This is a genomic window from Virgibacillus sp. 7505, from assembly GCF_002272135.1.
Lineage (GTDB): Bacteria > Bacillota > Bacilli > Bacillales > Amphibacillaceae > Terribacillus.
Window position 1 is genome coordinate 57,671 of the sequence record NZ_NPBF01000005.1, and the last position, 26,549, is coordinate 84,219.

The following is a 26,549-nucleotide window of genomic DNA, read 5'->3' on the forward strand; positions in this document are numbered from 1 at the left end:
ATGGCATACAAATAAAAAGACACACAACAGCAGCTGCTGTTGTGTGTCAATCATTGTCCATGGACGGCCAATTTCACTTTTGACCCAACTGGATCTATAAGTGTGTAACTATTCATTTCCTGTTTTATCGGCAATCCAACTGACGCCGCTCTTTTAATCGCTCCCTGCAGTTTCTCTTCATCCGGGAAGACAATGGTAAACCATTCCATGCCTGCTTCGTTTGGATTAACAGAAGGTGCATTTGCACCATGCCACGTATTAAGGCCAATATGATGATGATAGCTCCCTGTTGAGACGAATAATGCACCAGGATAGGTAGAGACAACTGTCTGGAAGCCAAGTACATTATTATAAAATGCAGCTGCTTCACCTAGATGACGCATATATAAATGGATATGCCCCATAACAGTTCCATCCGGAAGACCACTCCACTCATCTTCAGAGGCTTCCTTCAGCAAGTTATCCCCATCCAGCGGGTCCGTTGTCATTTGGATCTCTCCATCGATCCAATTCCAGCCTGTGTCTGGTTTATCCGCATAAATCTCAATTCCATTGCCATCAGGGTCGTTTAGATAAATAGCCTCACTTACTCCATGATCAGATGCCCCAAATGGAACTCGATTCAGCACAAAAAATTTCACTATATCAGCTAAATCAGCTCTGGTAGGCAGAAGCAGGGCAAAATGATACAAACCAGCATGTCGCTCCGGCATTCTTTGAAGATTTTGACCTTCCTCCAGATAAAGCAGGATGCTGCTTCCAGTTCCCAGCGCTGCCTTCCCTGGTCCTTCTTCGATAATTTTCAAGCCAATTATTTTTGTATAATAAGCAACAGATTGCGTCAAATCTGCTACGCGTAATTTCACTTGCCCGATATATGTTTGCGGCGGTTGTTGGTAGTGCATACAATATCCCCCTTATCACTTACTTTATGTAAGTAAGTATATTTTAGATATCTATTTACGTCAAGTAACAAAAAAAGAACACCACATTATGTGGTGTTCCTCTTATTTATGGCATTAATAGACCAACAATCGTTGCAGAAAGGAAGCTGACAAGTGTAGCACCGTAAAGCAGCTTCAATCCGAATTTCGCTACAACGTTTCCTTGTTTTTCATTCAAGCCTTTCACCGCACCGGCAATTATACCGATAGAGGAGAAGTTCGCAAAGGAAACAAGGAATACAGAAACGATGGCAATAACGCGATCACTCAAGACAAAGTCTCCGCCAGAAAGAATCTGCATCGCTACGAATTCATTGGATACCATCTTCGTAGCCATGATGCTTCCTGCATCAACAGCTTCTGACCAAGGCACACCCATAAGGAATGCGAATGGAGAGAATACATAACCAAGCAAGTCCTGGAAGCTGATACCGAAAATTCCCGAGAAGATGCTGTTGATCATAGCAATCAACGCAACAAAACCGATTAGCATCGCAGCAACAACTATAGCTACTTTGAAACCATCCATGATATATTCGCCGAGCATTTCGAAGAAGGATTGCTTCTCGCCTTTTTCTTCCTCAATCATATCTTCCTTAGGATCTACCTCATAAGGATTGATGATAGAGGCGATGATGAATCCGCCAAACAGATTCAATACAAGTGCTGTTACGACATATCGTGGGTCCAGCATTGTCATATATGAACCAACGATTGACATGGAAACAGTTGACATCGCAGATGCACAAAGCGTATACAGACGATGACGCGGCAGCAAAGCAAGCTGTTTTTTCAATGAAATGAATACTTCTGACTGACCTAGAATCGCTGATGCAACTGCGTTATAGGATTCCAGTTTTCCCAGACCATTTACTTTGCTAAGTGCAAGACCGATATATTTAATGATGAAGGGAAGGATCTTCCAGTACTGAAGGATACCGATCAATGCCGAGATGAAGACGATCGGCAGCAGCACATTCATAAAGAATGTCGATTCTTCCACATTCACTAATCCGCCGAAGACGAAGTTAATTCCTTCAGCAGCGTAGCCAAGTAAAAGATTAAAACCATCAGAGATACCTTTTACTAAGATGTTACCTACTTCTGTATTCAATAGAATGAATCCAAGTACAAGCTGCAGGATGATCATGATGATGATCGGGCGAATCTTAATCATTTTTTTATTCGAACTAGCAATCCAAGCTAATCCCAGAAACACGAATAAACCGATGATGCCGATAATATAACTCATGTTGTTCCCCTTTCGCGTATATAGCCAAATCTGCGACGATGTTAATCATCAAAGTAAAACATATTTTTCACAACGTGTCCTATTATGCCATATTAATTACATATTACGTAGAACTAAATTAAAAGTAATTCTATTAACAATATTCAAACTACTAACCTAAGTGCACAGCCTCGTCTTATCAAAGACAAGGCTGCCAATTAGTGGGGTGAATCTACACTCAAAACGACCATTTCATCGTAGGTGACAGCTTCTCTTAGTTTAGCTGCTGTCGCCATAGATATACGTTCTTCCTGTACATATTCATGAATTGCATCCCTCTCCATCCGGATTGCGCGCATCCGGAACTTATGAAGCTGCTCTTGAAATGCTTCATCGCTTTCAAAGGAGCGATAGCGTCCGACTAGTTTCTTATTGTATAGCTGTGTCACAATCAAAGCTTCATGTCGGTTGGCAGTAGTCGTCTGCTCCCGTACCGCATCAATAGCTGCTTGGGCGCCAGCGGCTCGCAATTGTTTTATCTCATTGCCTACATCTGGCTTCATGCTAAGAATCTGTTCGGCATGCATCTCCCAATTTTCTTTCCAGCGCTTGCGGAATTTACGGCGTATCCTGGCAATCTGGAATGCCCGTTTAAACCTGCTGAAAGTGGTATTGACGAGGTATTGCTCCGGCTGTGTGATAATGACCTGGTATAACTGATAAGCATCCTCTGAAACAACCTCTTTTGATGCCATGTCTTTGATGCGCCTCTGCTCTGCTTCCCTTCCGACCTTAATCAAAGATTCAATCGTCTGCTTGTTCGGATCTTGCAATATTCCTTTTTCGAGATCGACAAGCTGCTCCTCCAAGTCACGTACGACCAAGTTAACTGCCAGCTGCGTTTCCCTGACTGCATCTGCTTGGAGCTGATTAATCGTCTGCTTAAGGATAAGTCGATATACCTCTTTGAAGGACAGCAGGCCATCATCACTTTTAAACGGCTTTGGAATCAAGGTCGGTAACGCTGCAGCTGCAAAAATCAGACTAAGCAGAATCACTCCTGTTGCGACGAACAATACCGTATTTCGCATTGGGAACAGTGAGCCATTGTCCAAATAAAAAGGAATGGACAAAGCAGTTGCCAGTGTGATTGTTCCATGGATTCCACTGGTAGCCATAATAAGCGCATAATAACCACGTCCGACAGTTTCCGTATCCTCTGTATTCAGTTTGTATTGATAGTTCCTGGATATAAAACGTTCCATCCGGCTTTTTGGCGGTATCGTAAAAGGCTTGTACAAGCTGTACACCCAAAGGAAGCGGATAACGAACAAAGCGATAAAGACGATGATAATAACCCCGAACAAGCGCGCCATCCCGATTTCGTCCGTATCTTGAATTCCCTGATACACTTCTGGCAATAAGAAACCTAACAATACGAATACAAGACCATTCAAAACATATTCGACAATAGTCCACGTATTATTGGACAGGATTTGGAGCTTAGTTGTTGTCTGCTGCAAGCGATCACGTTCAATTCCGTGAATGATACTAGCGGCTACCACAGCCAAAATCCCTGAAACATGCACCTCTTCCGCCAGTACATATAGGAAGAACGGCGTCATGACCTGCAGGACGATAAGCATGGAATCATCCTGGAAGCCATATTTCATCAGCTGCAGCCGGATGGTGACAATCACATACCCAGCCACTGCCCCGATGACCAAGCCGCCTAATGAAACGAACAAAAATTCCACTGATGCTCCCCCGAACGAAAAGACACCTGTCAGCGCAGCAGCAAGCGCAACTTTGAAAGACACGATACCGGCTGCATCGTTCAGCAAGGACTCTCCTTCTAGTATTGGCATCACATTCGATGGCAGCTTCAATCCACGCGTAATTGATTTTACCGCCACATTATCTGTCGGCGATATCGTTGCGGCTAAGGCGAAGGCAACGGCCAGCGGCATAGACGGAATAAGCCAGTGAATCAAAAAGCCGCCTAGTCCGACAGTAAGAAATACAAGTCCAAAAGCAAGGAGTATAATTGGCGTCCGCAGCTGCCATAACTCTTTTCGAGATGCTTTTTGACCCTCACTGAATAGGAGTGGAGCAATTACACAGATCATGAATAATTCGGGCTCGAATTCCAGTGATATATGAAGAGGAAGAACAGATGCAGCTAAACCTAAGATAATCTGGATCAGTGCAAGCGGCAGAGGAAGTATTTTGCTGACTGCTGTCGAAAGGAGAACCGCTAATAATAATACGAACAATGCTGTAAAGAAACTCATGCTGTTTTTCAACCCTACCTTCAAATAATATAGCTAGTTTACGTTAATTCATCTTTTTCACTCAAAAAGACCGCTGCCAGAAGGAGCGGTCTTTATATTTAGAAGAATGTCATTCGATAGGAACTATTGAACTCTGCTGCTGGCGCCAGTTTCTGTATCCCGGCCTTTTGTGATAGAACTCCTGCCGAATCCGTTGTATCAGCTATTCCGAACCATGGCTCAATACATACAAAAGGAGCTATCGTACCTGATGCTGCATCATACTTGGACCATATTCCGACATATGGAAAATCCGGCATAGATACTGCCACACCATTTCCATTGTCGGATTGGAGACGAACTTCTTCGATGTGATCGTAAACAATGGCATCATTCTCGAAAAGTGCTGCCTGAATCGGCATAGCTGGCAATACAGCAGGCTGCTCTTTTTCACGGATTAATCCATCAGCCAGCTCATATGCCGTGACTTGTTTGTCTTGTACTGATTTCAAGTGAAGCTTATAATCGGCAGCATATTCACCCGAAGTGAGCGGGACACGAAAAGCAGGATGCGCACCTATAGAAAAGTACATCACTTTTTCCTTTTCAAAACTGTTCACTTTCCAGTCCACATGCAGCTGATCAGTCTCCAAGCGGTAACGAATCTCCACTCGGAATTCATAGGGATACACATCTAGGTATTCCCCATTGGAATCTTTTGTGAATGTAACAGAAGCAGATTGTGCGTCTGATACTTGAAAAACGGCATCCCGCAGGAAACCATGCTGGGTAAGTTCGTATGTCTTACCTTCTGCTGTGTACTGTCCATCCTTCAATCGACCGACAATCGGGAACAAAACAGGAGAAACGCGCCCCCAATAGGCGGCATCCCCGCTCCACATATAAGAAAGCTGCGTTTCTTTATGCAGTACGCTTCTCACTTCTGCTCCAAGATCAGCAATCTCGACTACCAGTGTTTCATTTTCGAGACGTATCATGCTTGTCCCACCTCTAAGATCTTCTTGCGAATCGCTTCTGCAACGCCATGTGCGTTATTGGAAGTCGTAATAAAATCAGCAGCGTCCTTTATAGCTGGAATAGCGTTATCCATAGCCACGCCGCAGCCGGCATACTGGATCATGGATAAATCATTTCCATTATCCCCAATTGCCATTACCTCTTCCCGTTTGATTCCAAGCTGCTCGGCCAAATTTTTCACTGCGCTGCCTTTGCTGGCTTCCGGATGGAGTATTTCATAGAAATACGGCGCGCTCTGTACCATCGTAAATCTTGCTTTCCATTCGTCCGGTACATTGGCAATCGTCTCGCTTAACCGCTCCGGCTCATCAATGAACATCACCTTTGGAACGAGCACATCGCGCGAAATTTCATCGACAGTCCGGTAATGCAACGGCATCTTCGTCATGAATGATTCCAAGACAGTGTAGTTACTGATATTCCGATTCGATGTATACAAGTTTTTCGAATCAAAGTAATGCATTGGCGTATTGAGTTTCAAACTAAGCTGATGCAAGTCTATAAAGTCATCGTAAGATAAAGATAATTGCGATACCACTTCATTTGTGTGGGCATTCTGAACGAGTGCACCGTTGAAGGCAATGACAAAATCTCCGTCTTCATTCAGGATCAATTCTTCCAGGTACCGATACACACCATGAATTGGTCTGCCTGTACACAGAACAATTTTAACTCCAAGCTTTTTAGCTTCCTGAAGTGTCTCATGTACTTCCATTGTCACTTCATGCTGATCATTCAATAACGTTCCATCCATATCTATTGCTACAAGCTTATACATACTTCTTCCCCCTTTTTCGTTGTTTGCTATGTATTCTCTTTATCAGTATATCGAAACTTAACTCGCTTCGGTGCTATAAACCTTTATAGTAGGCTGCGATTTTCCTAATAACTTTACAGCCATTCCTCAGGAATACCCGCTGCATGGCCAGGTTTCCTGCATGGGTACTGCCTTCATATACAACAGCCCCCATCTCTTTCAGCATCCTAAGACTGGCCGCGTGGACAACTTGTCCTAAACCTATGCCGCGAGCTGCCGGTAAGGTGCCGACATAATAAATGCGACCTTCTCCATCACTTCCTGGTTCCAGATGAGGAATTGTCATGGCAACTGGTATATTCTCCTGATAAATGATCCGGCAGCTATCTTTCCATTCCTCCCCTAGAAGGGCTTTTACGTCATCCAGCTGATTTTCTATCGAACGTGAAGAGGCACGATTAGCTGACTGCTCCATACTGGACTTCCATATCTCCAGAAATCTTTTTTCATCTGATTCACCCATTCCGATAGCTTCCCAACGATAACTAGGAGAAAGCGGCTGTTCGTCTTCGAGTTGTTTACGATACAGGTATTTCTTTGCAAACAGATCATATCCATAATCGGACAAAAGCGAATGAAAGGTGTCATAATGTCTATATTCTGTACATACAGTTACTCTAGCATGAACAGAGGAGCTTTTACCCATGACACTCTCCGCATGCTGGAGCAGCTTCTGCAAACTCTCTGCAGAAGCCGGCCCTATTTGCTCGATATCGACTTGATTCGAGAAACGCGCGAACTGAAAATGAGCTGCAGTGTCTACCATTTCAATTCATCCAGCAGCTTTTGAAGTCCGATAGCTTCATCTTCAGAAATATTCCAATGCGCTATTTCTTCCTTGATAGATGCCAACGAGCCGTATTCCCTGACAAAACCATTCAGACGTGCTGTGATTGTGGAGGCATGGAATGCTGCTTCATTCGGAAAGTTCACCATCAGCTGCTCCGTCGCCTTTTTAAAACGTTTCAAGTAGTACTTCTGGTGATGCGGTTCTGCTTCGGTAAAATCGTGCAAAGGAGCTATTTCTGTATATATAGGTTCTTCTTGGTCACCTTCCAGCTGCCGTTTTACAGCTTCCATTAATGTTTTCTGTTCGGCATTCCGATACAGCAGCAGACTGATATACTGCCTTTCTTTATACGCTGGTCGGTTTGGATTATGATCATTCCAGAATTTGCGCAGCAGCTGTTCTAGTGAAATTGCATCTGGATCAAAGGAAACTTCAAGTGTTTCGGTGTGATCACCCATCTGCCTATATATCGGGTTCATTTTCGTTCCTCCGGCGAATCCGACTCTCGTACGGAGGACACCTGGCAGCTGACCGAAATTCGCTTCCGGACTCCAAAAGCATCCCATACCGAAAACAAGCGTATCGATTCGTTTATTCTCTAGCATGTGCTGCTCAATAGCTTGTATGTTTATGTCCATATACCTATCTTTCCCTTCCATAATAGAGAATTAGAACTGTAAATAAATTCCACACCATTCGGCAGTAGCTGACGCTTTACATACGAATATTCCCTTTATTTGACTAACGAATCATCATTCCAACAAGGTTTCCCTATGCTATTATGTGACTTATGAACCAGGTTGTAAGCAGGAGCTATTTCAATTTTTAATGATCATGACAACACGTGTTAACTTCCTATAAGACTGCTCATTATAAAAAAAGGAGGAAGAAAGTAAGATGATGACAATTCCTGGCAGCATGGGAACACGTGCATTGCCACGTATCAAGCGTACGTATATGCGTCCGCGGATCGTCGCGTTCATTCCCGCTCACAATGAAGAAAAATCTATTCAAGACTGTTTGACGGGCTTAAAAGAGCAGGTACTGCCAAGCGGTGTCGAGCTTGACGTTTTTGTAGTAGCGGACAATTGCACTGACCGGACAGAAGAAGTAGCGAAAGAAACCGGCGAAGAACTCGGATTATCTATTGAAATAATCGTAACAGAAAACAACAAACAGAGAAAAGTCGGAGCGCTTAATGCCGTCTGGAAAGCAATCTACGGGGACAACATGGATATTTATGAAATGGAACGGACCGATTTCGAGATTGCATATCAGCGCTCTGTCAAAGGTATCCTTGGGATGGATGCTGACAGCAGACTAGCACCGCGTGCTTTGCAGCATTTATGGGATGGATTGATGAGTTCCCGGAATATTGGCGGCGTAATGGCTAAATATACGATGCGAATGCCGAAAAAGAAGAGCCTGCTATCCAAGGATGACCCTTATTATGAGGAAAAGCTCGCTAGCGGTGAATATGGCGGTCCCATGTCCAGGTGGTGGACACACCAGCAAAAACAGGATATGGCGAGCTGGCTTCTCAGCCTGCAATACCGCGGCGGAAGCACGTATGTACTTGGTGGCCAGGCTACGCTTTTCCGACCAGAGGCATTGTATGAAGTAATGCAAAGCAACAAGCTGGATGGACCTTGGCAGAATGATACAGATGTAGAAGATATGCTGTTGACGTGGCAGCTTCAGAAAAAAGGATGGAAAACACTGATCAGTCCGAATGCCCGCTGCTTTGTTGATGCCATGCGCTCTTACCACACTTTCCGCAATCAGCGGGTAAAATGGAGCTCTGGTACTGTGAACTTGCTGACTGATCGTGATCTGATGATGAAAACGAGGCATACCGGTCATTTATGGCGCTCACAACTCAAGACAATGATGGATTTGCTTGTGCGTGTTTTCTTCGTCCTGCTTTTAGGTGCAGCCATTGCAACAGATCAATTCCTGTGGTCGTGGGTATGGGTAATACCGATTGCACTCGCCTCGGTACTCAACACGATACTGGCATTGAAAACGCCGATGCATCGACCCATAGACGTAATCCTTGCTTTCCTGCTGATAAGTCCGGAGTTATATTTATGGGTCAATCTAATGACATTCGCACAAGTCTGGACCGAAAAATTATCCAATGATAAAAAAGACGGCTGGGCCAATCAGTACCAAGCAGAGGCAGGTAAAACAAGAAGCAAGCTTCTGCAAGGTGTCCTTGCTGCGCTATTGTTCATTAGCATTGCCGTTTTTGCTTGCTACTATTTCCGTGATTATCTTACAAGTGAAGCTGTCCAGCAAGCGACGAAACCATACTTGATGGCCGGCTGGATCGGACTGACTGGACTGACTGTTTTCATGTCCTTCATTATGATCTATCAAATCTGGACATTACGCACCAGACACCGCGCGTGAATTGACAGGCTGCCCTTTCCCTGGGCAGCTTATTTGTTTTATACTTGTAGCAATAGACAGAAAGAAGGGATTCCTTTGTTGTTCCGGCCTTGCATTGATTTACATGATGGAAAAGTAAAACAGATCGTCGGCTCGTCGATTACAGATGAAAGTGATCATGTTATTGAGAATTTCGTATCCGCGCATGATTCTGCCTACTATGCGGATCTTTTCAAGGAGAAACAAATTGCGGGCGGACATGTCATCATGCTTGGTCCTGGGAATGAAAAAGCTGCGATAGAAGCATTAAAAGCTTATCCAGGCGGCCTGCAGATCGGCGGAGGTATTCGACCAGATAATGCAGCGGACTATCTCGATGCTGGAGCCAGCCATGTAATTGTCACATCTTATATTTTCCATGATGGCATGCTTGATGAGGATCGGCTGCGTAAAATGAATGAAGCTGTCGGTAAAGAACAACTCGTCATTGATTTAAGCTGTACGTCCCATGATGGCAAATGGTTTGTCGCAACGGATCGCTGGACGAAGCGAAGCAGCTTCGAGGTCAATGCAGAGAATTTGGAGATGCTAGCGGCATTTTGCGATGAATTTCTCATCCATGCTGTTGATGTGGAAGGAAAACGGAATGGCATCCAAGAAGAGCTAGTCTCCCATCTGGCTGCACATATGCCCATTCCCGCTACGTACGCCGGGGGTATTCGTTCCCTTGACGATATCGACCTTTTCCGCCAGCTGACAGATGATCGAATGTGCTATACCATCGGCAGCGCGCTCGATTTATTCGGCGGTGATATTCCTTTGGAAGCTGTCGTATCCAAGGAAAATAACTAAGACCCTCCCAAAATCGGAAGGGTCTTTTTTTATTTCAGTTTATCTGTAAAATTCGAGAGGAAATCCTGTGCTTTCTCTGTCAGATTTCCGACGACATCATTAGCCTGATCCGTTACGCCTTGTGCAGCTGCTGTTCCTTGATCTACCGCTTCCTGACCTAATGCTGTCCCTTGTTCTGTCAGCTCAGCAGCTTGATCTGCTAGACTATCGACGCCTGCTGCTTCCGTCACTTGGTCGACAGCTTGCTGCGCTTGCTCGGTTACTTGCTCACCGTTCAGCAGCTCACCTGCTTTGTTCACAAGCTCTTCTGGTGCTATGTCACTTATCTTATTCCCGATAAGCTCTTTGAAGGAATCAAAAATGCCCATATAAACACCTCCTATGGGTTCACTATATGGCATGCGCGTTTGCTATACAACTCATATGAAGCTATTTCCATGTAAAGAATCTGTGAACATTCTATAGCTGAGCTGTATATTCCCATACATCCGCCAAAGACATCTTCAAGGACCGGGTTGGCTCCCATTTGAGTGCCCTGATTTTTTCCGACATCATCGGCAGCTTCATTTCCATTGCTTCTTCTGTTTCAGACCGAATGGTAAAGTCAAAGCTGCTCACTTGGCGGAAGAGTGACAGAATTTCACCTAAAGAAACCCATCTTCCAGAAGTAATTTCATATGACTCACCAGCTGTTCCTTTTAAAAATAGCGTCTCATAAGCCGTGACTAAATCTCTGACATCGATAAAATCTCGTGTCACAGCTGCATTACCAACCTGGAATTGTGATTTCCCGGATGTCTGCAGCTGTCTTAACTGCTTCGCAAATAATGTACACACGCCATTCGAAACTCCAGGTCCAATGATATTGGAGGGCTTGGCGATGATCACATCGACCTGAAAAAGATTGTGCCATGCCAGACCAACAGTCGTCTGCATCGTTTTCGTAAGACTGTATGGATGAGTCGGAGATGCTGCATCGCTTAGATCATCCTGCAGCACACTTCCAGCTATCACCACACGCGTTGATAGTCCAAGAGCACGTACAGCTTCAACGAGATGCAGCGTCGAATCCACATTTGCCTGCCAGCTTTTAAAAGGTGTTTTCCATGATTCTGGCACACTGTTTTCCCCAGCAAGGTGCAGGATATAATCCGGATTCGTCTTCTCCAGCAATGCATGAACAGCGACTTTATCACTTAAATCCAAAGAATGAATATGCAAGTTTTCTTGCACTAGGTCCAGCTTAGTCAGCCGGATCACAGCGTGAACAACATAGCCTTTATCCAGGAAGTGCTGCACTGCATGTTTCCCAGTAAATCCGCTCGCTCCAGTAATCAAAATCCGTTTACTCATGTGTACCTCCTATCAAATAAGATAGACATCCTCAAACAACTGTGTCCACAGCGCATTATTTCCTTCCCAAATCTCGTTATTTGGCAGCTCTACGCTGTAGACATTGTTAAGCGGCCAATGCTTTTCAATAATTCCAGAAACCGATCCATGGTTGACAACTAAAATACGGAAGTCATTGCTGATGATAGATCGGAGTACATGCTCCAGCTCCGCTGTTTCTTCAAAAGAGGCGTTCGTCCTGACAAATAAAATGCGCTGAGCTGTATGGAGACTCTCCAGAAGTCGATTAGCCCTGCGGTCAAGCTTGGCTTTTACCTGCGGATACATACGTAATTGGGTCAAACTGTTACGCATGGTATCAAAATCATGATTGGAATAGATGACGTTTCTTTCGTCCAGCACAAGCAGCATTTGTTCTGTTGCCTTCCCGATAATGCGCAGATTCTCCCGGAGCATAAAATCTGCAAATCTCTTTTCAAACAGCTCTCTCACTTTGGGTAATTGGGGAGTACCCATCCAATCGAGCGGGCCGGAAAACGGACGAAGACCATTCTTTTTCAGCTGAATCGCGCCCAGACATAAATCACCAAGACTGAATACCGCATCATAGCCGCCTTTTATCTGGTCGTTTCCCAAGCTTCATTCTCCTTTCGCAATCTCCCCTCCCTACCATATATTCGCTTACTGTCCTTACTGGCAGGGCATCTTGTACATTGCGAGGAAAATCACGATAGCTGCCACGTCCTTTTAATGCCTTCGTAAATACCAATAGCTGGATTCCAACCCAATCCAGCCGCTGCTTTCTTGTTACATAGACAGCTGTGGGATATATCGCCTGCTCTTTCAGATGTAAATGTAATGTCCAATGAGGCACCCAGCTGTTTGAAACATGCTGCCAAATCGAGAATGGACGTGCTGGTACCAGTGCTAGCATGAAAGATTCCTATTTGATCTGCTATCATTGCCTTAAGATTCGCTGTGACAATGTCTTTGACAAAGATGAAATCACGCGATTGAGAGCCATCCCCGTGAATCATGATAGGTTCTTTTCGTTTCAGTTTTTCAGTAAAAACAGCTACTACCCCACCTTCCCCTTTTGGCCTCTGCCCCGGACCGTAGACATTTCCATAGCGAAGGATGGTATATGGAAGCTGATACATGTTGTGGAAAAGCTGAATATAATATTCTGCCGTCAATTTGGAAGTCCCATAGAATGAGATCGGTTTAACTGGATCATCCTCTGTGATGGGCAGCTTGTTCACATCTCCATAAACTGCTGAGGTAGAGGCAAAGATGAATTTCTTCACACCGGCTGTCCTGCTTGCTTCCAGCATATTGATAGTACCGCCGATATTCACATCAGCATCATAAACCGGCGCAAGAATACTCTTTGTTACATCTGCCTGAGCTGCAAGGTGAAAGACAACATCGGGCTCTTCCTCAATTACCGCACGATAAGCATCCGCACTTTTCACATCAAACTGATACAGTTTAACATCTTGCGGAACTGCTTCATTTCCGGAGTCGCTTGCAGAAAGATCATCCAAGATTACAACTTCCGCTTGCTCCTCCAGCAAAGCATTAACTAAATGACTGCCAATAAATCCCGCCCCACCTGTTACGATCGCTTTCATTGTCCCCCTCCTTCAACTATTTGCAGCGTATCTTTTATAGATTTCCATAAGATGATCCACACCCGCTTCCATGGACCAATGTGACATTCCCCACTCCTTCGCTTGTTCACCAAGTACTTTTCGATAAGGCTCATCGTCAAGCAGCGTTTGGATGGCACTGTGTAATGCAGCAGTATCAGCTTTGGGGATGACTAATCCCGTAACGCCGTGGTTAACCATTTCCGGCAGACCCCCAGCATCACTGACGATGACAGCTCTTCCGCTAAGCTGTGCTTCTATCACACTTAAAGGCTGGTTATCTATCAAACTTGGACTTACCACTATATCCGCAAGCTTCAAAATACTTGGTACGTCTTCCCGCTTACCAAGGAAGACTACATGTGCTTGAAGGCCGGCATTTATCACCCGGTTCTGCAGCTGCTGCTTGTTCCTGCCTTCACCGATCATCCAGCAAACCCAATCCTGACGATCCTTCAATGAAGCCAGTGCATCGACAAGATAGCTTAGTCCTTTCAATTCAATCAAGCGCCCTGTGTAAACAATGAGTTTCTTCCCGGGAGGAACCTGCATCGTTGTAGGTAATGCCTGCTGCTCGAGAAACCTACCGATAGAAAAACCATAATGCAGCTTCTGAAATTGCCCATTCGGGACAGCGAAATCCTCCACCAGGATGTTGCGCAGCCAGTCATTGGCAACAATTGTAATACTTGCACTTTGTGCTCCCAGCTTCTCAATATGATCGAAGTATGCCTCTGCCAAATGAGAAGTAGATGACTTTTGGGAACTTTGCAAAATATGGCGCATCTCATGAGATACCAAACCATGCAAAGTTGCGATAAGCGGCACTCCTTCAGGCTTGACTCGATCCAATGCTACCGTTGAAAAAACATCCTGAGTATGAATGATGTCATAATCGTGCAGTCCAAATTCAGCCGCTGCAAGTTCATATGTGTATCGCTGGGTTTCCATGTACTCGATATAATTATTTCGATACATTTCCGGATACTTACTCCGCTGCAGAATACTGCTGACATAAGGAACCCAGCGTTCTCTCGGGATCAATTTATCTTTCCCAACGAGATGGACATATGAATTCTCTCCGCCATAGCCGAGAATGTCAGCAGTATGTCCCATCTCTTCTAAACGAGTCTTCAATTGCGACATATAATTCCACACACCGCCTAGATGCGGAATGGACCAGTAAGTTGCTAATAGTATTTTCATCGTTTACCTCCCGCGCTTCAGACGCCCACTATACAGCCCTATCAGTATATGGAGGACCGAAAAGCATGTGCCTGGCAAAAAAAGCTTCCCATTATGAACGGGAAGCTTCTATTCCTTTTTTACAGCAGCCAGGATATCCAAATCTGGAATCGTGACCCTGTGATTATTGATCCATATTGTTTTGGAGCCATTTTCATTGGACGTAATTGGGAAATTATACACCTTGCTGGAAGGTACAAACGGAACTGGTGTGGCTGGAATAAGCTTGGGAGGCATCGCTGATGCAGCAGCTGCCCTATTCACGGGTTGCGCTGACTGCTGCTTTTCCTCTATTACGGTCGATGCTGCAAGAGAATTTGTTAGACTCCTGTGATGCAGAAAAGATCCTCCCCAGTTAGTTCCTCCTCTTCGATATTGATTTGCCATTATCATCATCACCTCTTCCCAGCCAGTATATGAATCTACCGGGTTATTGCCATTCTTTCGCGAAACCTGGTGCATCAATCCAATCCATTCTGTCAATCCATCCATATACTAATCAACGAAAATACGCTTAGAAAACAGCGGTTTTAAAGGAGGTTATTTGTGAAGGTTTTAACTGTTTTAGGAACACGACCAGAAATAATCCGACTGTCTCTCATTATTAAAAAACTGGATCTGCTCGCAGATAAGCATATTCTCGTACACACAGGACAGAACTACACCTCCACCTTGAGTGATGTATTCTTCACTGAAATGCAGATTCGAAAACCAGACTATATCTTGTCGCAAAGCCAGCAGACACTAGGGGAACAGCTCGCAACCATGTATAAAGAAATGGAAGCCATCCTGCTCGATGAAAAACCTGACAAAGTACTTGTTCTCGGAGACACCAATAGTGCACTAAGCGCTTTGCTTGCTGAGCGGATGCACATACCGGTAGTTCATATGGAGGCGGGCAATCGCTGTTTTGACTTAGAGGTGCCGGAAGAGAAAAACCGGCGGGTCATTGATGCAATCTCCAGCCTCAATTTACCGTATACTCCCGGAAGCAGGGAGAATTTGCTGCGTGAAGGTCTGCCAGCAAAACGTGTAATCGTATCCGGCAATCCAATTTATGAAGTATTGAAACACTATGATTCTGACATTCGCAAGAGCCGGATATTGAAAGAGCTTAAGCTGAAGAACAAAGAGTATCTGCTGACGACTATCCACCGGGCGGAAAATGTCGATCACCCCGATCGGCTTCGTGAGATTCTTCTTGGTTTAAGTGAAACAGCCGAGAATCTTCAAAAGCGGATGATATGCAGCATCCACCCACGTACAAAGTCCAAAATCACAAAAACGGACGAATTGACACTTAGTCCGCTCGTCGAATTCTACGAACCTTTCGGCTTTTTCGACTTCGTCACATTAGAAAAGTACGCCTTCCTTGCCCTGACTGATAGCGGCACAGTACAGGAAGAATGCTGCCTTTTCCGCGTCCCGACTGTCACTGTCCGCAAAACGACAGAACGTCCTGAAACGGTCGCATGCGGCAGCAACATGGTGTCTGGCATTGACGCAGCAGCTATCGAGCGGTCCGCCTTGATCATGGCTGCAAGTTCAAAAGATTGGGAGTTCCCTGCAGGATATGCAGATTCCCACGTTTCGGATAAAGTGATTAAAATTCTTTTAGGAGGTTTGGAGATTGTATAAGGATAAAACAATTTTCATTACAGGGGGAACGGGTTCATGGGGGTATGAGCTTGTAAAACAGCTGCTGCTCCATGACCCGAAGGAAATACGGATTTTCTCCCGTAATGAATCCCATCAATTCACAATGAAGCAGGAATTCAATAATAATCCTAAACTTCACTTCAAAATAGGCGATATCCGGGATCGGGAGGCATTAATCGAGGCTACGGACGGAGCAGATTATGTATTCCACCTGGCTGCACTGAAACACGTGCCCGTTTGTGAAGATCAACCACTGGAAGCACTCAAGACAAATGTTATCGGAACCCAGAACGTCATCGAGGCTGCTATTCACCATAACGTTGATAAAGTTATCTATATTTCCACAGACAAAGCCTCTGATCCAGCCAATTTCTATGGATTGTCCAAAGCAATGGGAGAACGGCTGATCACGCATGCCAATACTTTGCACGCCAATACAACATTCGTCTGCATCCGCGGCGGGAATGTACTCGGTACAAACGGAAGTGTCATCCACGTTTTCAAAAAGGCTATAAAGCAAAAGGAAAAAATCGGGATAACAGATCCCAATATGACCCGCTTCTTCCTGACTGTCGAAGATGCCATCAAACTTGTTTTCAAGGCTACTTCCGAAGCAGTTGGCGGGGAGATATTCATTATGAAAATGCCAGCAATCAAAATTACTGATTTGGCAAAAGTCCTGATGGAATCATCCGGCAGTACCGATGTGGAATTCGAAATACTAGGTATTCGCCCGGGTGAAAAAATTCACGAGCTGCTTTTGACAGTAAATGAAAGCCACTCTGCCATTCTTTATGATGAGCGCTACTTCGTCATTCTACCGGATATCAAATCCGAAGCGATAAAGAAACGGTATAAAGACTACAAGAAGGTGGAAATCACCAACTACAACTCCAGCCAAAACCTGCTTTCCATGGAGGAAATCAAAACCATGCTATCCAAAGGCGGTTTTATCTGATGACAAAGATACTTATCCTCGGCGGTAAAGGTATGGCAGGACATGTGATGTATGAGTACCTGCGCAGACAGCCGGAATATGAGGTCCGCTTCACCTCCCGTGACAAGACGGATAAGAGGAGTATTTATCTTGATGTTACGGATACAATTTCACTAGAGAAACTAATAGCTTCTGAGAACCCTGATATTGTGATCAACTGTACTGGTATCTTGAACGCAGCAGCTGAACAGAATCCCTTGCTCGCTTTCCGCGTCAATAGCTTACTGCCCCACCAGCTTGCCGCTTTCATGGAAAGGCAGCAAGGACGTCTGATTCAAATCAGTACAGATTGTGTATTTTCAGGTGATAAAGGACGTTACACAGAAACAGATTTCCGGGATGGAAATTCTGTTTACGCCCAATCTAAGCAGCTCGGAGAAGTAACAACTGCTCCTCACCTCACTATCCGCACTTCCATCATCGGACCTGAGTTGAAAGACGATGGCATCGGCCTCTTTCATTGGTTCATGAGTCAAAGCGGCGAGATAAAAGGTTACGAACGTGTTCTCTGGAATGGGGTAACAACGCTTGAATTAGCAAAAGCGACTCATTTCTTTATTCAGCAGAAGACGAGCGGTCTTTTTCATTTATGTCCTTCAGATACGATCAGCAAGCTTGAATTGCTGCTGTTATTTAAGAGTGTATACGAAAAAGACGACGTCCAGATCATTCCAGACGCCGGCCATGTATTGGATCGGACAATTGTAAACACAAGGGTTTCACCAGCATATGCTGTACCATCTTTTCGCGAGATGCTCGAAGAACAAAGAAAATATTATCCTTTGCTATCATCCTGAACACCTAATGCAAGCAGCATTTGTTTGAAAGATGCTGCGTACGCAGAATAATGGAAACGCTCCTTTACATGGCGGATGGCGTTTTCCCTTATACGATTACGCAGCTCGGTGTTTTCCATCATTTCCTTTGCTTCCCGAAGTGCGGAATCCATGTCGCCGATTTGATAGTACTTGCCTGTTTCATTATGAATGACTGCTCTTCTGACGCCATCTGAATCTGTCGTAACGACTGGACAGCCGCAGCTGATTGCTTCCAGCACAGCATATCCAGCTCCTTCGACTTTGGAAGTGGCCAATAGGAAGCCGCCGGAATCAGCAATTAAGGAAAAATAATACGACATATCTTGATGCGGGACATCTGGCAGGATGGAGACATGACTCCTCAGCTGCAAGCTGTCCAGCATTTGTTCAAAAGCAATATTCTCATTAGGTTCTGCTAAAGAAGGATCATGGAACATATAAAGCTGCAAATCCGGCCGCAGTTCTGTAAGCAGCTTATGACCTATTTTCAAAAATTCTCGCCAATTCTTATTGTCTTCAATTCTGCCAATCCAAGCAATGATAGGCTTTTTTGCTGCAGTTCCGGGCAAGTAGGTAAAGGCGCTTGCATCAAAGCAATTATCAAAAGCAAATGTCGGCGTATTCGGATAGAACTCCTGATAGATATCTGCTATATGATCTGTCATGGGATGCAGCAAAGCATTGGCATAGTTATTCACAATCGGTACAGCCATTTTCAATTGGGAATAAGCTAATTCCTTCGGTCCGAACCCCTGCACCTCAAGAATCAGTTTCCCCTTGAAGCCAAGCCTGCGAAAACGCGGGAAGCTGAGAAAATCGGAGGTTACGATTGCTGCGTCAAACTCGTTTGCATCAAATATTTGCTTGAGTTCGGTGTCCTCATTCGTAATATATAATGGCGCGCCATGGTCATTTACTAAGTCTCGACGTTTCCCATAATACAGAAAATGTGAAGAGATACCCACAAGCTCCAGGGCTGCCCGCCGTTGTCTATTGAGTGTTTCAACACCGCCGCTCGGTACGTAAAACACAAATAACACCTTCATGTCCTGCCTCCTTCATTAGGCGTGCCAAAGTTCATCCTTACCATGCTTATGCTGGAGCAGCTTATTTTATGACGACTAGAGGAGGAAGCAAACTTGCTGCCAAAAGTAACGATCATCATCCCATTTTATAATGACAAATACGTCCCTCATGCTATTCAAAGCGCCTTAGATCAAACATATCCGAACATTGAGGTACTGCTTGTTGATGATGGGTCCACAACTGAAATGGATAAGCTCGAACCGTATATGGAACATATTACGTATATACGGAAGGAAAACGGTGGTACAGCTACCGCCTTGAATCTCGGTATTGAAAAAAGCACTGGAGATTATATCGCCTGGCTCAGCTCCGATGATATATTCCTGCCAGAGAAGATACAAGTGCAGATGAACTATATGCTTGCCAACAACGCACTTGTAAGTTTTGCGAACTACCATTTAATAGATAAAGATAATCAAGTTTTCTACCCTTGGTGCGGCAAACGTTTTTCTCCTGCCAATAATGAGAAGGAAGTCTACGAATCTTTCCGTACGGAAAACCCGGTTAACGGATGTACGATCGTCGCTCGAAAAGATGTCTTTGACACGACTGGCCTTTTCAATCCGGGCTTTTTGTATACCCATGATTATGATATGTGGTTCCGGATGCTCCTCACAGGTTTCCATATGCATTATATAGATCAAGTGCTGATTCATTTCCGCTCACACGCAGACTCCGGCACATCTAGATTCCAGCCTCAAATAAAGCATGAAATCAAGACAATAGAAGATTATTACCGCCCAATACTGGATGAATACCTGGAGAAATATGCATCGTTCAACAAGGAGTGAACAAGATGGATAAACAGCAATTCGAATTACTGATCAAACGGGCTCCAGCGGGCTATACCCTTCCGGATGTTCGTTTCTTCCCGCTGATGGAAAATCACCGCAAAACAACTTAAAGGTGGCTGCCTATTATGAAAATACTGCTTGTTTCCTATTATCCGCTTCCGCATGTCGGCGGCCTATGGACAGTCGTGAACAATCTTTCAAATGAACTAAGACGGATTGGACATGATGTTGACGTCCTTGCACAGACGGAAAGTCTATCAGAATACCGAATCATCGGTCAGGAAGCTCCCTTCCAGGTTGCCGATATTCGCCCTCATATTGAATCTGAGCTCTCTGCTGCCTTCCCGAATCTTGAAGCAGGTTCCTGGATTCATACGACGGAGGTCTTGCGTTACAGCCTGGAATTGACAGCTCTTGCTTTGGATATTTCCAAATATGATGTCATCCACGCACAGGATGTGATTGCCGCTAATGCTATGAAAAGAATCAAGCCGGATCACATTCCTCTTGTCACAAGTGTCCATGGCTATTTGACGAAGGAAATTTTCCTGGTACTCCAAGGCATTTACCCGAGAAAATCTAACGAAGAACTGTATAGCAGCTTGGAATACCAATATCATGAGCATCTCGAACATATTGGCTGTCATGTTAGTGAATTCATCCATACGCAAGCGAATATTACGAAGGAGGATCTGATCCGGCAGCACCGGATTCCGGAGAATCGATTTGTTCAGTTCCCATATGGAATGGACATTGGGTCTTTTAACAGTCGTCCACAGCAGCTTGAACGAATACCAGCTGCCACCAAGCCGGTCATTCTTTTTGTCGGCCGGCTCGTACAGTTAAAAGGCGTGCATGTGCTTATTGAGGCACTGCGTCAGCTGAAGATGGTCAACACAAACTGGGAATGCTGGATTCTCGGCGATGGTTTCGAGGAAGCAATTGAGCGTTTTACAGATCAGATGGAAGATGCGGATCTATTATCCGACATCCGCTTGCTTGGTTCTGTGCCGAACGTGAAGGATTTCTTGGAGGCTGCCGATATCTTCGTCCTGCCAAGCCTGCAGGATACCCAGCCTCATTCCGTCATGGAGGCGCAGCTTAGCGGTATACCAGTGGTGGTGAGTAACGCGGGAGGACTGCCAGAAATGGTTGAAGAAGGTGTTACCGGACTTCTGTCAGAAGCCGGCCAACCGGAAAGCCTTGCACATCAGCTCGCTCGCTTGCTCGCTGATCCTTCTTTGAGGGAGCAAGTGTCTAAGCAAGCCGAAGTTTGGGCGAGACAGCAATGGTCGTTAGTAAACATGGGCAAAAACACAGAGAAACTCTATAAAAAAGCCCTTTCTTTGCCAGACTGATAGAAACGGTGAACTTGTACCAAGATGGCTGTCCTTTACAGAATGAAGATACGTTCATATATTACAGTATCTTCTATATGAAGGGAGGACATAGACTTGGTTACAGTACTAGATGCTAGAACATCCCAAAATGCCAGCACATCGAACTCTATTTCCATTCCTGTCACAGTCGGTACACCGCAGGCTTTCGGTCAGATTGGGCTTATCACTGCCGGAACGACAACTCCGATCCGAGTGCAGATGAGCGGCATTATCTCGTTGCAGCTACCCCTTCTGCCAGCTTTGACAACTGTCAGTGTCACCATCGTCCGTGGTACAGAAATTTCGGATCCAGTTATTTTCTCTGCTTCGTCTAACTTGGATCTTGAAATTCTCGGGCCGCAGGCATTCAACTTCGTTGCAGCTGATGTGAATGTCTCATCACCTGTTAACGGACAGCTTACGTATACCGCGTTCATTTCATCCAACTTACTCGGAACAGTTCGAGTAGGTCCGGAAAGCTTTTACGGCATCGCATTTACAGGCTAATGGTAGATTAGACGAATTCTCTGCTTAAAATGCCGTGACTATTCGAATCTGAATTCATATTCTATTTTAGAAAGGTGGTGAACTTAATGCCTAGAAATGATTCGGCAGATATGCAAGGTAGTTTTCTAGGAAGAAGAAGAGTTACTGGTCAGTACTTCGCACAATTCTATGACGATCGTGACGGTGGTCGTGGTCGTGATGATGACTTTGAGGATGGATTTGACGTCGATCCAGAAGTTGGCGGTACTATCTGGGGTAATCAGCCCGGAGCTTCATTCCTATCTCCTCGTACACCTGTACTGCCTTACTAATAAATAAAAACGGCAATCCAGTTGGGTTGCCGTTTTTGCATGGATGAAAATAGGTAAAGCGTGTTCCGAACTTTCCCAAAAAGACCGCCTTAAGAGACGGCAGTCTTTTTCGATTATGGTTATGCTATTATTATCGCCGCTGAAGCTGTCTGGAGAAAGTCTCTACCAGCAATACTACAGCTGCTGCTGCGTGCAGGATCCATCCAACGAAAGGTATCCATCCAAGAGCGGATGCGGTAATTCCGATGATGCTGCCAGCGAGCGGTCCCTGAACCCGAACAGCGAGCACCAGTGTAATGATATGAAGCACGAGCATGATCACTAGCGGCATCCACCCATTGGATAATATGATAATTCCGCCAAGGACAGGAATAGCTAAGATTGCTTCCAGAATACCTGTAATCAGCTTCATGGTTCTCGTTGCAGACATAAATTTCGCCCTCTCTATACGTACTCGATTTTCTACATATACGTATCATACAGGAAAATGTTCCATCAGAAAAAAAATCTATTCGTCGTGCCTTTTTATGTCGTATAATGGTACGTCAAGTTTTTTAGAATGAAAATACGGAAAAGAAACAAGGGAGATGACAATGACAAACAAACCGATCATTCAATTCAACAATGTAATGAAACAGTACGATAAAGATACCACCGTTTTGGACAATGTCAGCTTCGAAATCGAGCGTGGTAAATTCTATACCCTTTTAGGTCCTTCCGGGTGCGGAAAAACGACGATTTTACGTCTGATTGCAGGGTTCACAGAAATGACTTCCGGTGAGATGCTATTCGATGGGAAACCTCTGAATAAAATCCCTGCCAATAAAAGATCTGTGAACACAGTATTTCAGGATTATGCTCTATTCCCTCATCTAAATGTATATGAAAATGTCGCCTTTGGTCTGCGCATCAAAAAGATGCCTCAAAAGCAGATCGATGAAAAGGTGAAAGAAGCTTTGCGCTTCGTCAATCTGGCAGGTTATGAAAAACGGGAAATCAGTGAAATGTCCGGCGGGCAGCGTCAGCGTGTTGCAATTGCACGAGCCGTTGTGAACGAACCGGAAGTAATTTTACTGGACGAGCCTTTATCAGCGCTAGACCTGAAATTACGCACAGAAATGCAGTACGAGTTGCGTGAGATGCAGCAGCGTCTAGGTATCACGTTCATCTTTGTAACGCATGATCAGGAAGAGGCACTGGCACTCTCAGATGAGATATTTGTCCTTAACAATGGCAAAATCGAACAAAGCGGCACACCAACAGATATATACGATGAGCCGATCAACCGTTTTGTGGCTGACTTTATCGGAGAATCCAACATTGTGGATGGCCGGATGATTCGGGATTATGAAGTAGAGTTCACCGGCAAACGTTTCGCCTGTGTCGACCAGGGTTTGCAGCCGAATGAACCTGTTGAAATTGTCATCCGTCCCGAGGATTTGCATATAACAAGCGCAGAGGCTGGTAACCTGCGCGTGAAAGTGGATTCCCAGCTATTCCGCGGAGTTCATTACGAAATATCCAGCTACGATGATGCTGGTAACGAATGGCTGGTTCATTCTACGAAGAAAGCTGTTGTCGGAGAGGAAATCGGACTAGCATTCGATCCGGAAGCCATTCACGTGATGCGTCTGAATGAGACGGAGGAAGAGTTCGATAAACGACTTGAGGCATACGACGATGGAGAATAAGACGACTCGCAACCTGTATACGATTCCTTATGTCATCTGGATTGCTTTCTTCGTTATCGCTCCGATTCTATTGGTCCTGTATTATTCCTTTCAGGATTTGAACGGGAATTTCTCCCTGACTAACTATCGGAACTTCTTTACGCCTATTTATCTGGAGATGACATTAAGCTCCTTCTGGTATGCATTTTTAATTACGCTTATCACTTTGCTCTTTGCTTACCCGACAGCTTATTTGCTTACAAAGCTGAAGCATAAACAATTATGGCTTTTATTGATCATTGTCCCAAGCTGGATCAATCTATTATTAAAAGCATATGCATTCCTAGGTATTCTTGGCACATACGGCATGGCCAATAAATTTCTGGAAACAATCGGAATTGGTTCAAAACAGCTTCTGTTTACAGATTTCAGCTTTGTATTCGTTTCTGTCTATATTTTCATTCCATTCATGATTCTCCCAATCTTCAATGCCTTGGATAAGCTGAACCCAACTTATTTAGATGCAGCGAATGATTTGGGGGCATCACGCTGGACGACATTCCGCCGGATTGTTTTTCCTTTAACGCTTGATGGTGTGAAAGCAGGCTGTCAGATTACGTTTATTCCAGCTCTGTCATTGTTCATGCTGACTCGGCTTATCGCCGGCAGCCAGGTGATTACACTCGGTACTGCGATTGAACAGCAATTCCTAGTTACACAGAATTGGGGTATGGGATCGACAATTGCTGTCTTCCTGATCATATTCATGTTCATCATCATGTTTGCAACGGGAACGAAAAGGAGGAGAGCACGTGGATAAAAGAATTTCTCCCCTATCACGAATTTTTCTGATCATCATGTTTGCACTATTGTATTTGCCCATCTTTTACCTGATCTTTTATTCGTTCAACAGCGGCGGCAATATGTATGTTTTCGAGAGCTTTACGTTTGATTGGTACAAAGAGCTGTTTCAAGACACTCGACTGTTGATCATTGTTTTGAATACCATCGTCATTGCCCTCCTCTCCGCTTTGATTTCAACAATCATCGGTGTGCTTGGTGCGATGATGATTTATAAAATACGTTCCAGCCGAACGAAGAATACCTTGTTGTCACTGAACAATATTTTGATTGTGAGCCCGGATGTCATCATCGGTGCCTCCTTCCTCATCCTGTTTACGATCGCGGGCATTCAGCTTGGCTTTTATTCGGTGCTGCTGTCACATATCGCTTTCAGTATCCCGATTGTCGTTTTAATGGTGCTGCCTAAGCTGTCCGAGATGAGTCCTTCTCTGCTTGATGCAGCAAGAGATTTGGGGGCATCACGCTGGGAAGTCATCACTAAAGTTGTGATTCCTTATATCACTCCAGGTATATTCGCTGGCTTTTTCATGGCACTTACCTACTCGCTCGATGACTTTGCTGTTACGTTCTTTGTAACAGGAAATGGCTTCACCACATTGTCTGTCGAGATATATTCCCTGGCAAGACAGGGAATTTCCTTGTCCATCAATGCACTTTCGGCAATCATCTTCCTTGTTACAATGCTGATAGTCGTCATTTATTATTTCATTACCCGACGCGGCAAGAGATCACCTGATCTGGAGGTGCTCAAATGAAGCAGCTGATACGTTTAGCCGTTGTGATCATTGCTGTGAGCGCTATTCTGCTTGTTACGATTTCTCGCTTGAATGCATCACAAGGCTACTCTGGCGGCAATACGCTTACCGTTTATAACTGGGGCGACTATATAGATCCAGAAGTAATTGACGCTTTTGAAAAAGAAACAGGTATTACTGTCGTCTATGAAACATTCGATTCGAATGAAGCAATGATGACAAAGATACAGCAGGGCGGAACTAGCTATGATGTCGCTGTACCTTCCGAGTATACAATTGAAAAAATGAAGGAAGAGGATTTGCTGCTGCCGATCGATCACAGCAAGATACCGAACCTGAAAAATATCGATCCCCGATTCATGGATCTGGCGTTTGATCCTGGAAACGAATATTCTGTACCATATTTCTGGGGAACTGTTGGTATTGTGTACAATACCAAGCAGATTGAGGGTATCGATTTTAACAGCTGGGAAGATCTATGGGATCCGGCCTTAAAAAATAAAATCGTACTGATTGATGGTGCGCGTGAAATTATGGGAATGGGACTTAACAGCCTTCATTACTCCCTCAACGATACAGACCCAGAACATTTACAAGAAGCTTATGACAAGCTGGTCAGTCTGAAACCGAATGTCAGAGCATTGCTTGGGGATGAAAATAAGCTGCTGATGGCATCCGGGGAGGTTTCCATTGGAATAACGTGGTCTGGGGATGCATCTGAGATCATGGCTGAAAATGAGGACCTCGACTATGTCGTTCCAGAAGAAGGCTCCAATCTATGGTTCGATAACATGGTCATTCCGAAGACAGCCAAGAATATCGACGCTGCACATGAGTTCATCAACTTCATGCTTGATCCAAAGATCGCTGCACAAAATACCGAGTATGTAAGCTACTCCACTCCGAACAAAGAAGCATTGCAATATATGCCGGAGGAAATGGTCAATGATGAACGCTTTTACCCGCCGACGGAACTGACAGATCGTCTCGAAGTATATGAGAACCTCGGCAAAGAAAACCTGGCTAAGTATAATGAATTATTCCTGAAATTCAAGATGGAATAAGCAAAAGCATGCGTCACGGCGCATGCTTTTTTCAATGAAAAAAACCTTATCCAGCT

28 protein-coding genes are annotated in these 26,549 nt (G+C 44.6%); 13 read left to right on the plus strand and 15 right to left on the minus strand.

Annotation, left to right across the window (positions count from 1 at the left end):
* Positions 1 to 50: 50 nt before the first annotated feature.
* From CHH91_RS01650 to CHH91_RS01680, 7 genes are all read right to left on the minus strand, one after another.
* The gene (locus CHH91_RS01650) at positions 51 to 905 is read right to left on the minus strand and encodes a VOC family protein (protein WP_095221337.1); all 855 of its coding nucleotides are present in this window, start codon (positions 903 to 905) and stop codon (positions 51 to 53) included.
* 106 nt (positions 906 to 1,011) lie between these two features.
* Positions 1,012 to 2,196, minus strand: a complete 1,185-nt coding sequence (locus CHH91_RS01655) for a NupC/NupG family nucleoside CNT transporter (protein ID WP_095221339.1) — start codon at positions 2,194 to 2,196, stop codon at positions 1,012 to 1,014.
* A gap of 197 nt (positions 2,197 to 2,393) precedes the next feature.
* Entirely contained in the window at positions 2,394 to 4,469 is a 2,076-nt protein-coding gene (locus tag CHH91_RS01660; RefSeq protein WP_141234110.1) for a Na+/H+ antiporter, read from the minus strand.
* Positions 4,470 to 4,567: 98 nt separating this feature from the next.
* Entirely contained in the window at positions 4,568 to 5,446 is an 879-nt protein-coding gene (locus CHH91_RS01665; protein ID WP_095221341.1) for an aldose 1-epimerase family protein, read from the minus strand.
* Entirely contained in the window at positions 5,443 to 6,264 is an 822-nt protein-coding gene (yidA, locus tag CHH91_RS01670) for a sugar-phosphatase (RefSeq protein ID WP_095221343.1), read from the minus strand. The genes CHH91_RS01665 and yidA overlap by 4 nt, the downstream gene beginning before the upstream one ends.
* A gap of 73 nt (positions 6,265 to 6,337) precedes the next feature.
* Positions 6,338 to 7,069 (minus strand): GNAT family protein, encoded by a 732-nt coding sequence (locus CHH91_RS01675; RefSeq protein WP_095221345.1) that lies wholly within the window; start codon positions 7,067 to 7,069, stop codon positions 6,338 to 6,340.
* Complete coding sequence (locus CHH91_RS01680; RefSeq protein WP_483372378.1) at positions 7,063 to 7,731, minus strand: peptide-methionine (S)-S-oxide reductase MsrA; 669 nt, start codon at positions 7,729 to 7,731, stop codon at positions 7,063 to 7,065. Before CHH91_RS01680 ends, CHH91_RS01675 begins: the two co-directional genes overlap by 7 nt.
* 259 nt (positions 7,732 to 7,990) lie before the next feature.
* Between CHH91_RS01680 and CHH91_RS01685 the strand changes: the two genes are divergently transcribed.
* The gene (locus CHH91_RS01685; RefSeq protein ID WP_286160661.1) at positions 7,991 to 9,508 is read left to right on the plus strand and encodes a glycosyltransferase family 2 protein; all 1,518 of its coding nucleotides are present in this window, start codon (positions 7,991 to 7,993) and stop codon (positions 9,506 to 9,508) included.
* A gap of 75 nt (positions 9,509 to 9,583) precedes the next feature.
* Positions 9,584 to 10,339 (plus strand): phosphoribosylformimino-5-aminoimidazole carboxamide ribotide isomerase, encoded by a 756-nt coding sequence (gene hisA, locus CHH91_RS01690; RefSeq protein WP_095221347.1) that lies wholly within the window; start codon positions 9,584 to 9,586, stop codon positions 10,337 to 10,339.
* Positions 10,340 to 10,368: 29 nt separating this feature from the next.
* On the opposite strand, the gene CHH91_RS01695 is transcribed toward hisA, so the two are convergent.
* The 6 genes from CHH91_RS01695 to CHH91_RS01720 all read right to left on the minus strand — a co-directional run bounded on the left by CHH91_RS01695 (position 10,369) and on the right by CHH91_RS01720 (position 15,081).
* Entirely contained in the window at positions 10,369 to 10,707 is a 339-nt protein-coding gene (locus CHH91_RS01695) for a hypothetical protein (protein WP_095221349.1), read from the minus strand.
* A 91-nt stretch (positions 10,708 to 10,798) separates the two neighbouring features.
* Positions 10,799 to 11,692 (minus strand): NAD-dependent epimerase/dehydratase family protein, encoded by an 894-nt coding sequence (locus CHH91_RS01700; RefSeq protein WP_095221351.1) that lies wholly within the window; start codon positions 11,690 to 11,692, stop codon positions 10,799 to 10,801.
* Positions 11,693 to 11,704: 12 nt separating this feature from the next.
* A complete protein-coding gene (locus CHH91_RS01705) occupies positions 11,705 to 12,328 on the minus strand; it encodes a DUF1796 family putative cysteine peptidase (RefSeq protein WP_095221353.1) in 624 nt (207 codons plus the stop codon).
* Between the two features lie 89 nt (positions 12,329 to 12,417).
* A complete protein-coding gene (locus tag CHH91_RS01710) occupies positions 12,418 to 13,326 on the minus strand; it encodes an NAD-dependent epimerase/dehydratase family protein (RefSeq protein WP_095221354.1) in 909 nt (302 codons plus the stop codon).
* 12 nt (positions 13,327 to 13,338) lie between these two features.
* Positions 13,339 to 14,550, minus strand: a complete 1,212-nt coding sequence (locus CHH91_RS01715; protein ID WP_095221356.1) for a glycosyltransferase family 4 protein — start codon at positions 14,548 to 14,550, stop codon at positions 13,339 to 13,341.
* A 108-nt stretch (positions 14,551 to 14,658) separates the two neighbouring features.
* Positions 14,659 to 15,081: a hypothetical protein gene (locus CHH91_RS01720; RefSeq protein ID WP_176465625.1), complete on the minus strand. Its 423-nt coding sequence runs from the start codon at positions 15,079 to 15,081 to the stop codon at positions 14,659 to 14,661.
* Positions 15,082 to 15,135: 54 nt separating this feature from the next.
* Here CHH91_RS01720 and wecB point away from each other — a divergent pair, with 54 nt between their 5' ends.
* The 3 genes from wecB to CHH91_RS01735 are packed head-to-tail and all read left to right on the plus strand — an operon-like array spanning position 15,136 to position 18,042.
* The gene (gene wecB / locus CHH91_RS01725) at positions 15,136 to 16,227 is read left to right on the plus strand and encodes a non-hydrolyzing UDP-N-acetylglucosamine 2-epimerase (protein WP_095221360.1); all 1,092 of its coding nucleotides are present in this window, start codon (positions 15,136 to 15,138) and stop codon (positions 16,225 to 16,227) included.
* A complete protein-coding gene (locus CHH91_RS01730; protein WP_095221362.1) occupies positions 16,220 to 17,206 on the plus strand; it encodes a polysaccharide biosynthesis protein in 987 nt (328 codons plus the stop codon). Before wecB ends, CHH91_RS01730 begins: the two co-directional genes overlap by 8 nt.
* On the plus strand, positions 17,206 to 18,042 hold the full coding sequence (locus CHH91_RS01735; protein WP_095221364.1) for a dTDP-4-dehydrorhamnose reductase family protein: 837 nt from the start codon (positions 17,206 to 17,208) through the stop codon (positions 18,040 to 18,042). Before CHH91_RS01730 ends, CHH91_RS01735 begins: the two co-directional genes overlap by 1 nt.
* Here the strand turns inward: CHH91_RS01735 and CHH91_RS01740 are convergent.
* A complete protein-coding gene (locus CHH91_RS01740; RefSeq protein ID WP_095221365.1) occupies positions 18,021 to 19,109 on the minus strand; it encodes a glycosyltransferase family 4 protein in 1,089 nt (362 codons plus the stop codon). The two genes, CHH91_RS01735 and CHH91_RS01740, sit on opposite strands and share 22 nt — an antisense overlap.
* 93 nt (positions 19,110 to 19,202) lie before the next feature.
* Here CHH91_RS01740 and CHH91_RS01745 point away from each other — a divergent pair, with 93 nt between their 5' ends.
* The 4 genes from CHH91_RS01745 (at position 19,203) to CHH91_RS01760 (ending at position 22,140) form a co-directional block, all read left to right on the plus strand.
* On the plus strand, positions 19,203 to 19,940 hold the full coding sequence (locus CHH91_RS01745; protein WP_095221367.1) for a glycosyltransferase family 2 protein: 738 nt from the start codon (positions 19,203 to 19,205) through the stop codon (positions 19,938 to 19,940).
* Between the two features lie 128 nt (positions 19,941 to 20,068).
* Positions 20,069 to 21,301, plus strand: a complete 1,233-nt coding sequence (locus CHH91_RS01750; protein ID WP_095221369.1) for a glycosyltransferase family 4 protein — start codon at positions 20,069 to 20,071, stop codon at positions 21,299 to 21,301.
* A gap of 96 nt (positions 21,302 to 21,397) precedes the next feature.
* The gene (locus tag CHH91_RS01755; RefSeq protein ID WP_095221371.1) at positions 21,398 to 21,829 is read left to right on the plus strand and encodes a hypothetical protein; all 432 of its coding nucleotides are present in this window, start codon (positions 21,398 to 21,400) and stop codon (positions 21,827 to 21,829) included.
* Between the two features lie 86 nt (positions 21,830 to 21,915).
* Entirely contained in the window at positions 21,916 to 22,140 is a 225-nt protein-coding gene (locus CHH91_RS01760; protein ID WP_095221372.1) for a hypothetical protein, read from the plus strand.
* A gap of 130 nt (positions 22,141 to 22,270) precedes the next feature.
* Here CHH91_RS01760 and CHH91_RS01765 read toward each other — a convergent pair whose 3' ends face one another.
* Entirely contained in the window at positions 22,271 to 22,570 is a 300-nt protein-coding gene (locus tag CHH91_RS01765) for a hypothetical protein (protein ID WP_095221374.1), read from the minus strand.
* Positions 22,571 to 22,733: 163 nt separating this feature from the next.
* Between CHH91_RS01765 and CHH91_RS01770 the strand changes: the two genes are divergently transcribed.
* The 4 genes from CHH91_RS01770 to CHH91_RS01785 are packed head-to-tail and all read left to right on the plus strand — an operon-like array spanning position 22,734 to position 26,493.
* Positions 22,734 to 23,831, plus strand: coding sequence for an ABC transporter ATP-binding protein (locus tag CHH91_RS01770; RefSeq protein ID WP_095221375.1), 1,098 nt, complete (start codon positions 22,734 to 22,736; stop codon positions 23,829 to 23,831).
* Complete coding sequence (locus CHH91_RS01775; protein ID WP_095221377.1) at positions 23,821 to 24,630, plus strand: ABC transporter permease; 810 nt, start codon at positions 23,821 to 23,823, stop codon at positions 24,628 to 24,630. Before CHH91_RS01770 ends, CHH91_RS01775 begins: the two co-directional genes overlap by 11 nt.
* On the plus strand, positions 24,623 to 25,429 hold the full coding sequence (locus CHH91_RS01780) for an ABC transporter permease (RefSeq protein ID WP_095221379.1): 807 nt from the start codon (positions 24,623 to 24,625) through the stop codon (positions 25,427 to 25,429). The genes CHH91_RS01775 and CHH91_RS01780 overlap by 8 nt, the downstream gene beginning before the upstream one ends.
* On the plus strand, positions 25,426 to 26,493 hold the full coding sequence (locus CHH91_RS01785; protein ID WP_095221381.1) for an ABC transporter substrate-binding protein: 1,068 nt from the start codon (positions 25,426 to 25,428) through the stop codon (positions 26,491 to 26,493). Before CHH91_RS01780 ends, CHH91_RS01785 begins: the two co-directional genes overlap by 4 nt.
* The last annotated feature ends 56 nt before the right edge of the window (positions 26,494 to 26,549 follow it).

Bases quoted from the DNA above. Each gene is read 5' to 3' on its own strand.
- CHH91_RS01680 (WP_483372378.1), bottom strand. From the start codon at position 7,731: ATGGACATAAACATACAAGCTATTGAGCAGCACATGCTAGAGAATAAA.
- CHH91_RS01740 (WP_095221365.1), bottom strand. From the start codon at position 19,109: ATGAAGGTGTTATTTGTGTTTTACGTACCGAGCGGCGGTGTTGAAACA.
- CHH91_RS01710 (WP_095221354.1), bottom strand. From the start codon at position 13,326: ATGAAAGCGATCGTAACAGGTGGGGCGGGATTTATTGGCAGTCATTTA.
- CHH91_RS01785 (WP_095221381.1), top strand. From the start codon at position 25,426: ATGAAGCAGCTGATACGTTTAGCCGTTGTGATCATTGCTGTGAGCGCT.
- CHH91_RS01760 (WP_095221372.1), top strand. From the start codon at position 21,916: ATGCCTAGAAATGATTCGGCAGATATGCAAGGTAGTTTTCTAGGAAGA.
- CHH91_RS01655 (WP_095221339.1), bottom strand. From the start codon at position 2,196: ATGAGTTATATTATCGGCATCATCGGTTTATTCGTGTTTCTGGGATTA.
- CHH91_RS01660 (WP_141234110.1), bottom strand. From the start codon at position 4,469: ATGAGTTTCTTTACAGCATTGTTCGTATTATTATTAGCGGTTCTCCTT.
- CHH91_RS01720 (WP_176465625.1), bottom strand. From the start codon at position 15,081: ATGGATGGATTGACAGAATGGATTGGATTGATGCACCAGGTTTCGCGA.
- CHH91_RS01715 (WP_095221356.1), bottom strand. From the start codon at position 14,550: ATGAAAATACTATTAGCAACTTACTGGTCCATTCCGCATCTAGGCGGT.
- CHH91_RS01750 (WP_095221369.1), top strand. From the start codon at position 20,069: ATGAAAATACTGCTTGTTTCCTATTATCCGCTTCCGCATGTCGGCGGC.
- CHH91_RS01770 (WP_095221375.1), top strand. From the start codon at position 22,734: ATGACAAACAAACCGATCATTCAATTCAACAATGTAATGAAACAGTAC.
- CHH91_RS01700 (WP_095221351.1), bottom strand. From the start codon at position 11,692: ATGAGTAAACGGATTTTGATTACTGGAGCGAGCGGATTTACTGGGAAA.
- CHH91_RS01650 (WP_095221337.1), bottom strand. From the start codon at position 905: ATGCACTACCAACAACCGCCGCAAACATATATCGGGCAAGTGAAATTA.
- CHH91_RS01675 (WP_095221345.1), bottom strand. From the start codon at position 7,069: ATGGTAGACACTGCAGCTCATTTTCAGTTCGCGCGTTTCTCGAATCAA.
- CHH91_RS01775 (WP_095221377.1), top strand. From the start codon at position 23,821: ATGGAGAATAAGACGACTCGCAACCTGTATACGATTCCTTATGTCATC.
- CHH91_RS01665 (WP_095221341.1), bottom strand. From the start codon at position 5,446: ATGATACGTCTCGAAAATGAAACACTGGTAGTCGAGATTGCTGATCTT.
- yidA (WP_095221343.1), bottom strand. From the start codon at position 6,264: ATGTATAAGCTTGTAGCAATAGATATGGATGGAACGTTATTGAATGAT.
- CHH91_RS01765 (WP_095221374.1), bottom strand. From the start codon at position 22,570: ATGTCTGCAACGAGAACCATGAAGCTGATTACAGGTATTCTGGAAGCA.
- CHH91_RS01695 (WP_095221349.1), bottom strand. From the start codon at position 10,707: ATGGGCATTTTTGATTCCTTCAAAGAGCTTATCGGGAATAAGATAAGT.
- CHH91_RS01685 (WP_286160661.1), top strand. From the start codon at position 7,991: ATGATGACAATTCCTGGCAGCATGGGAACACGTGCATTGCCACGTATC.
- CHH91_RS01735 (WP_095221364.1), top strand. From the start codon at position 17,206: ATGACAAAGATACTTATCCTCGGCGGTAAAGGTATGGCAGGACATGTG.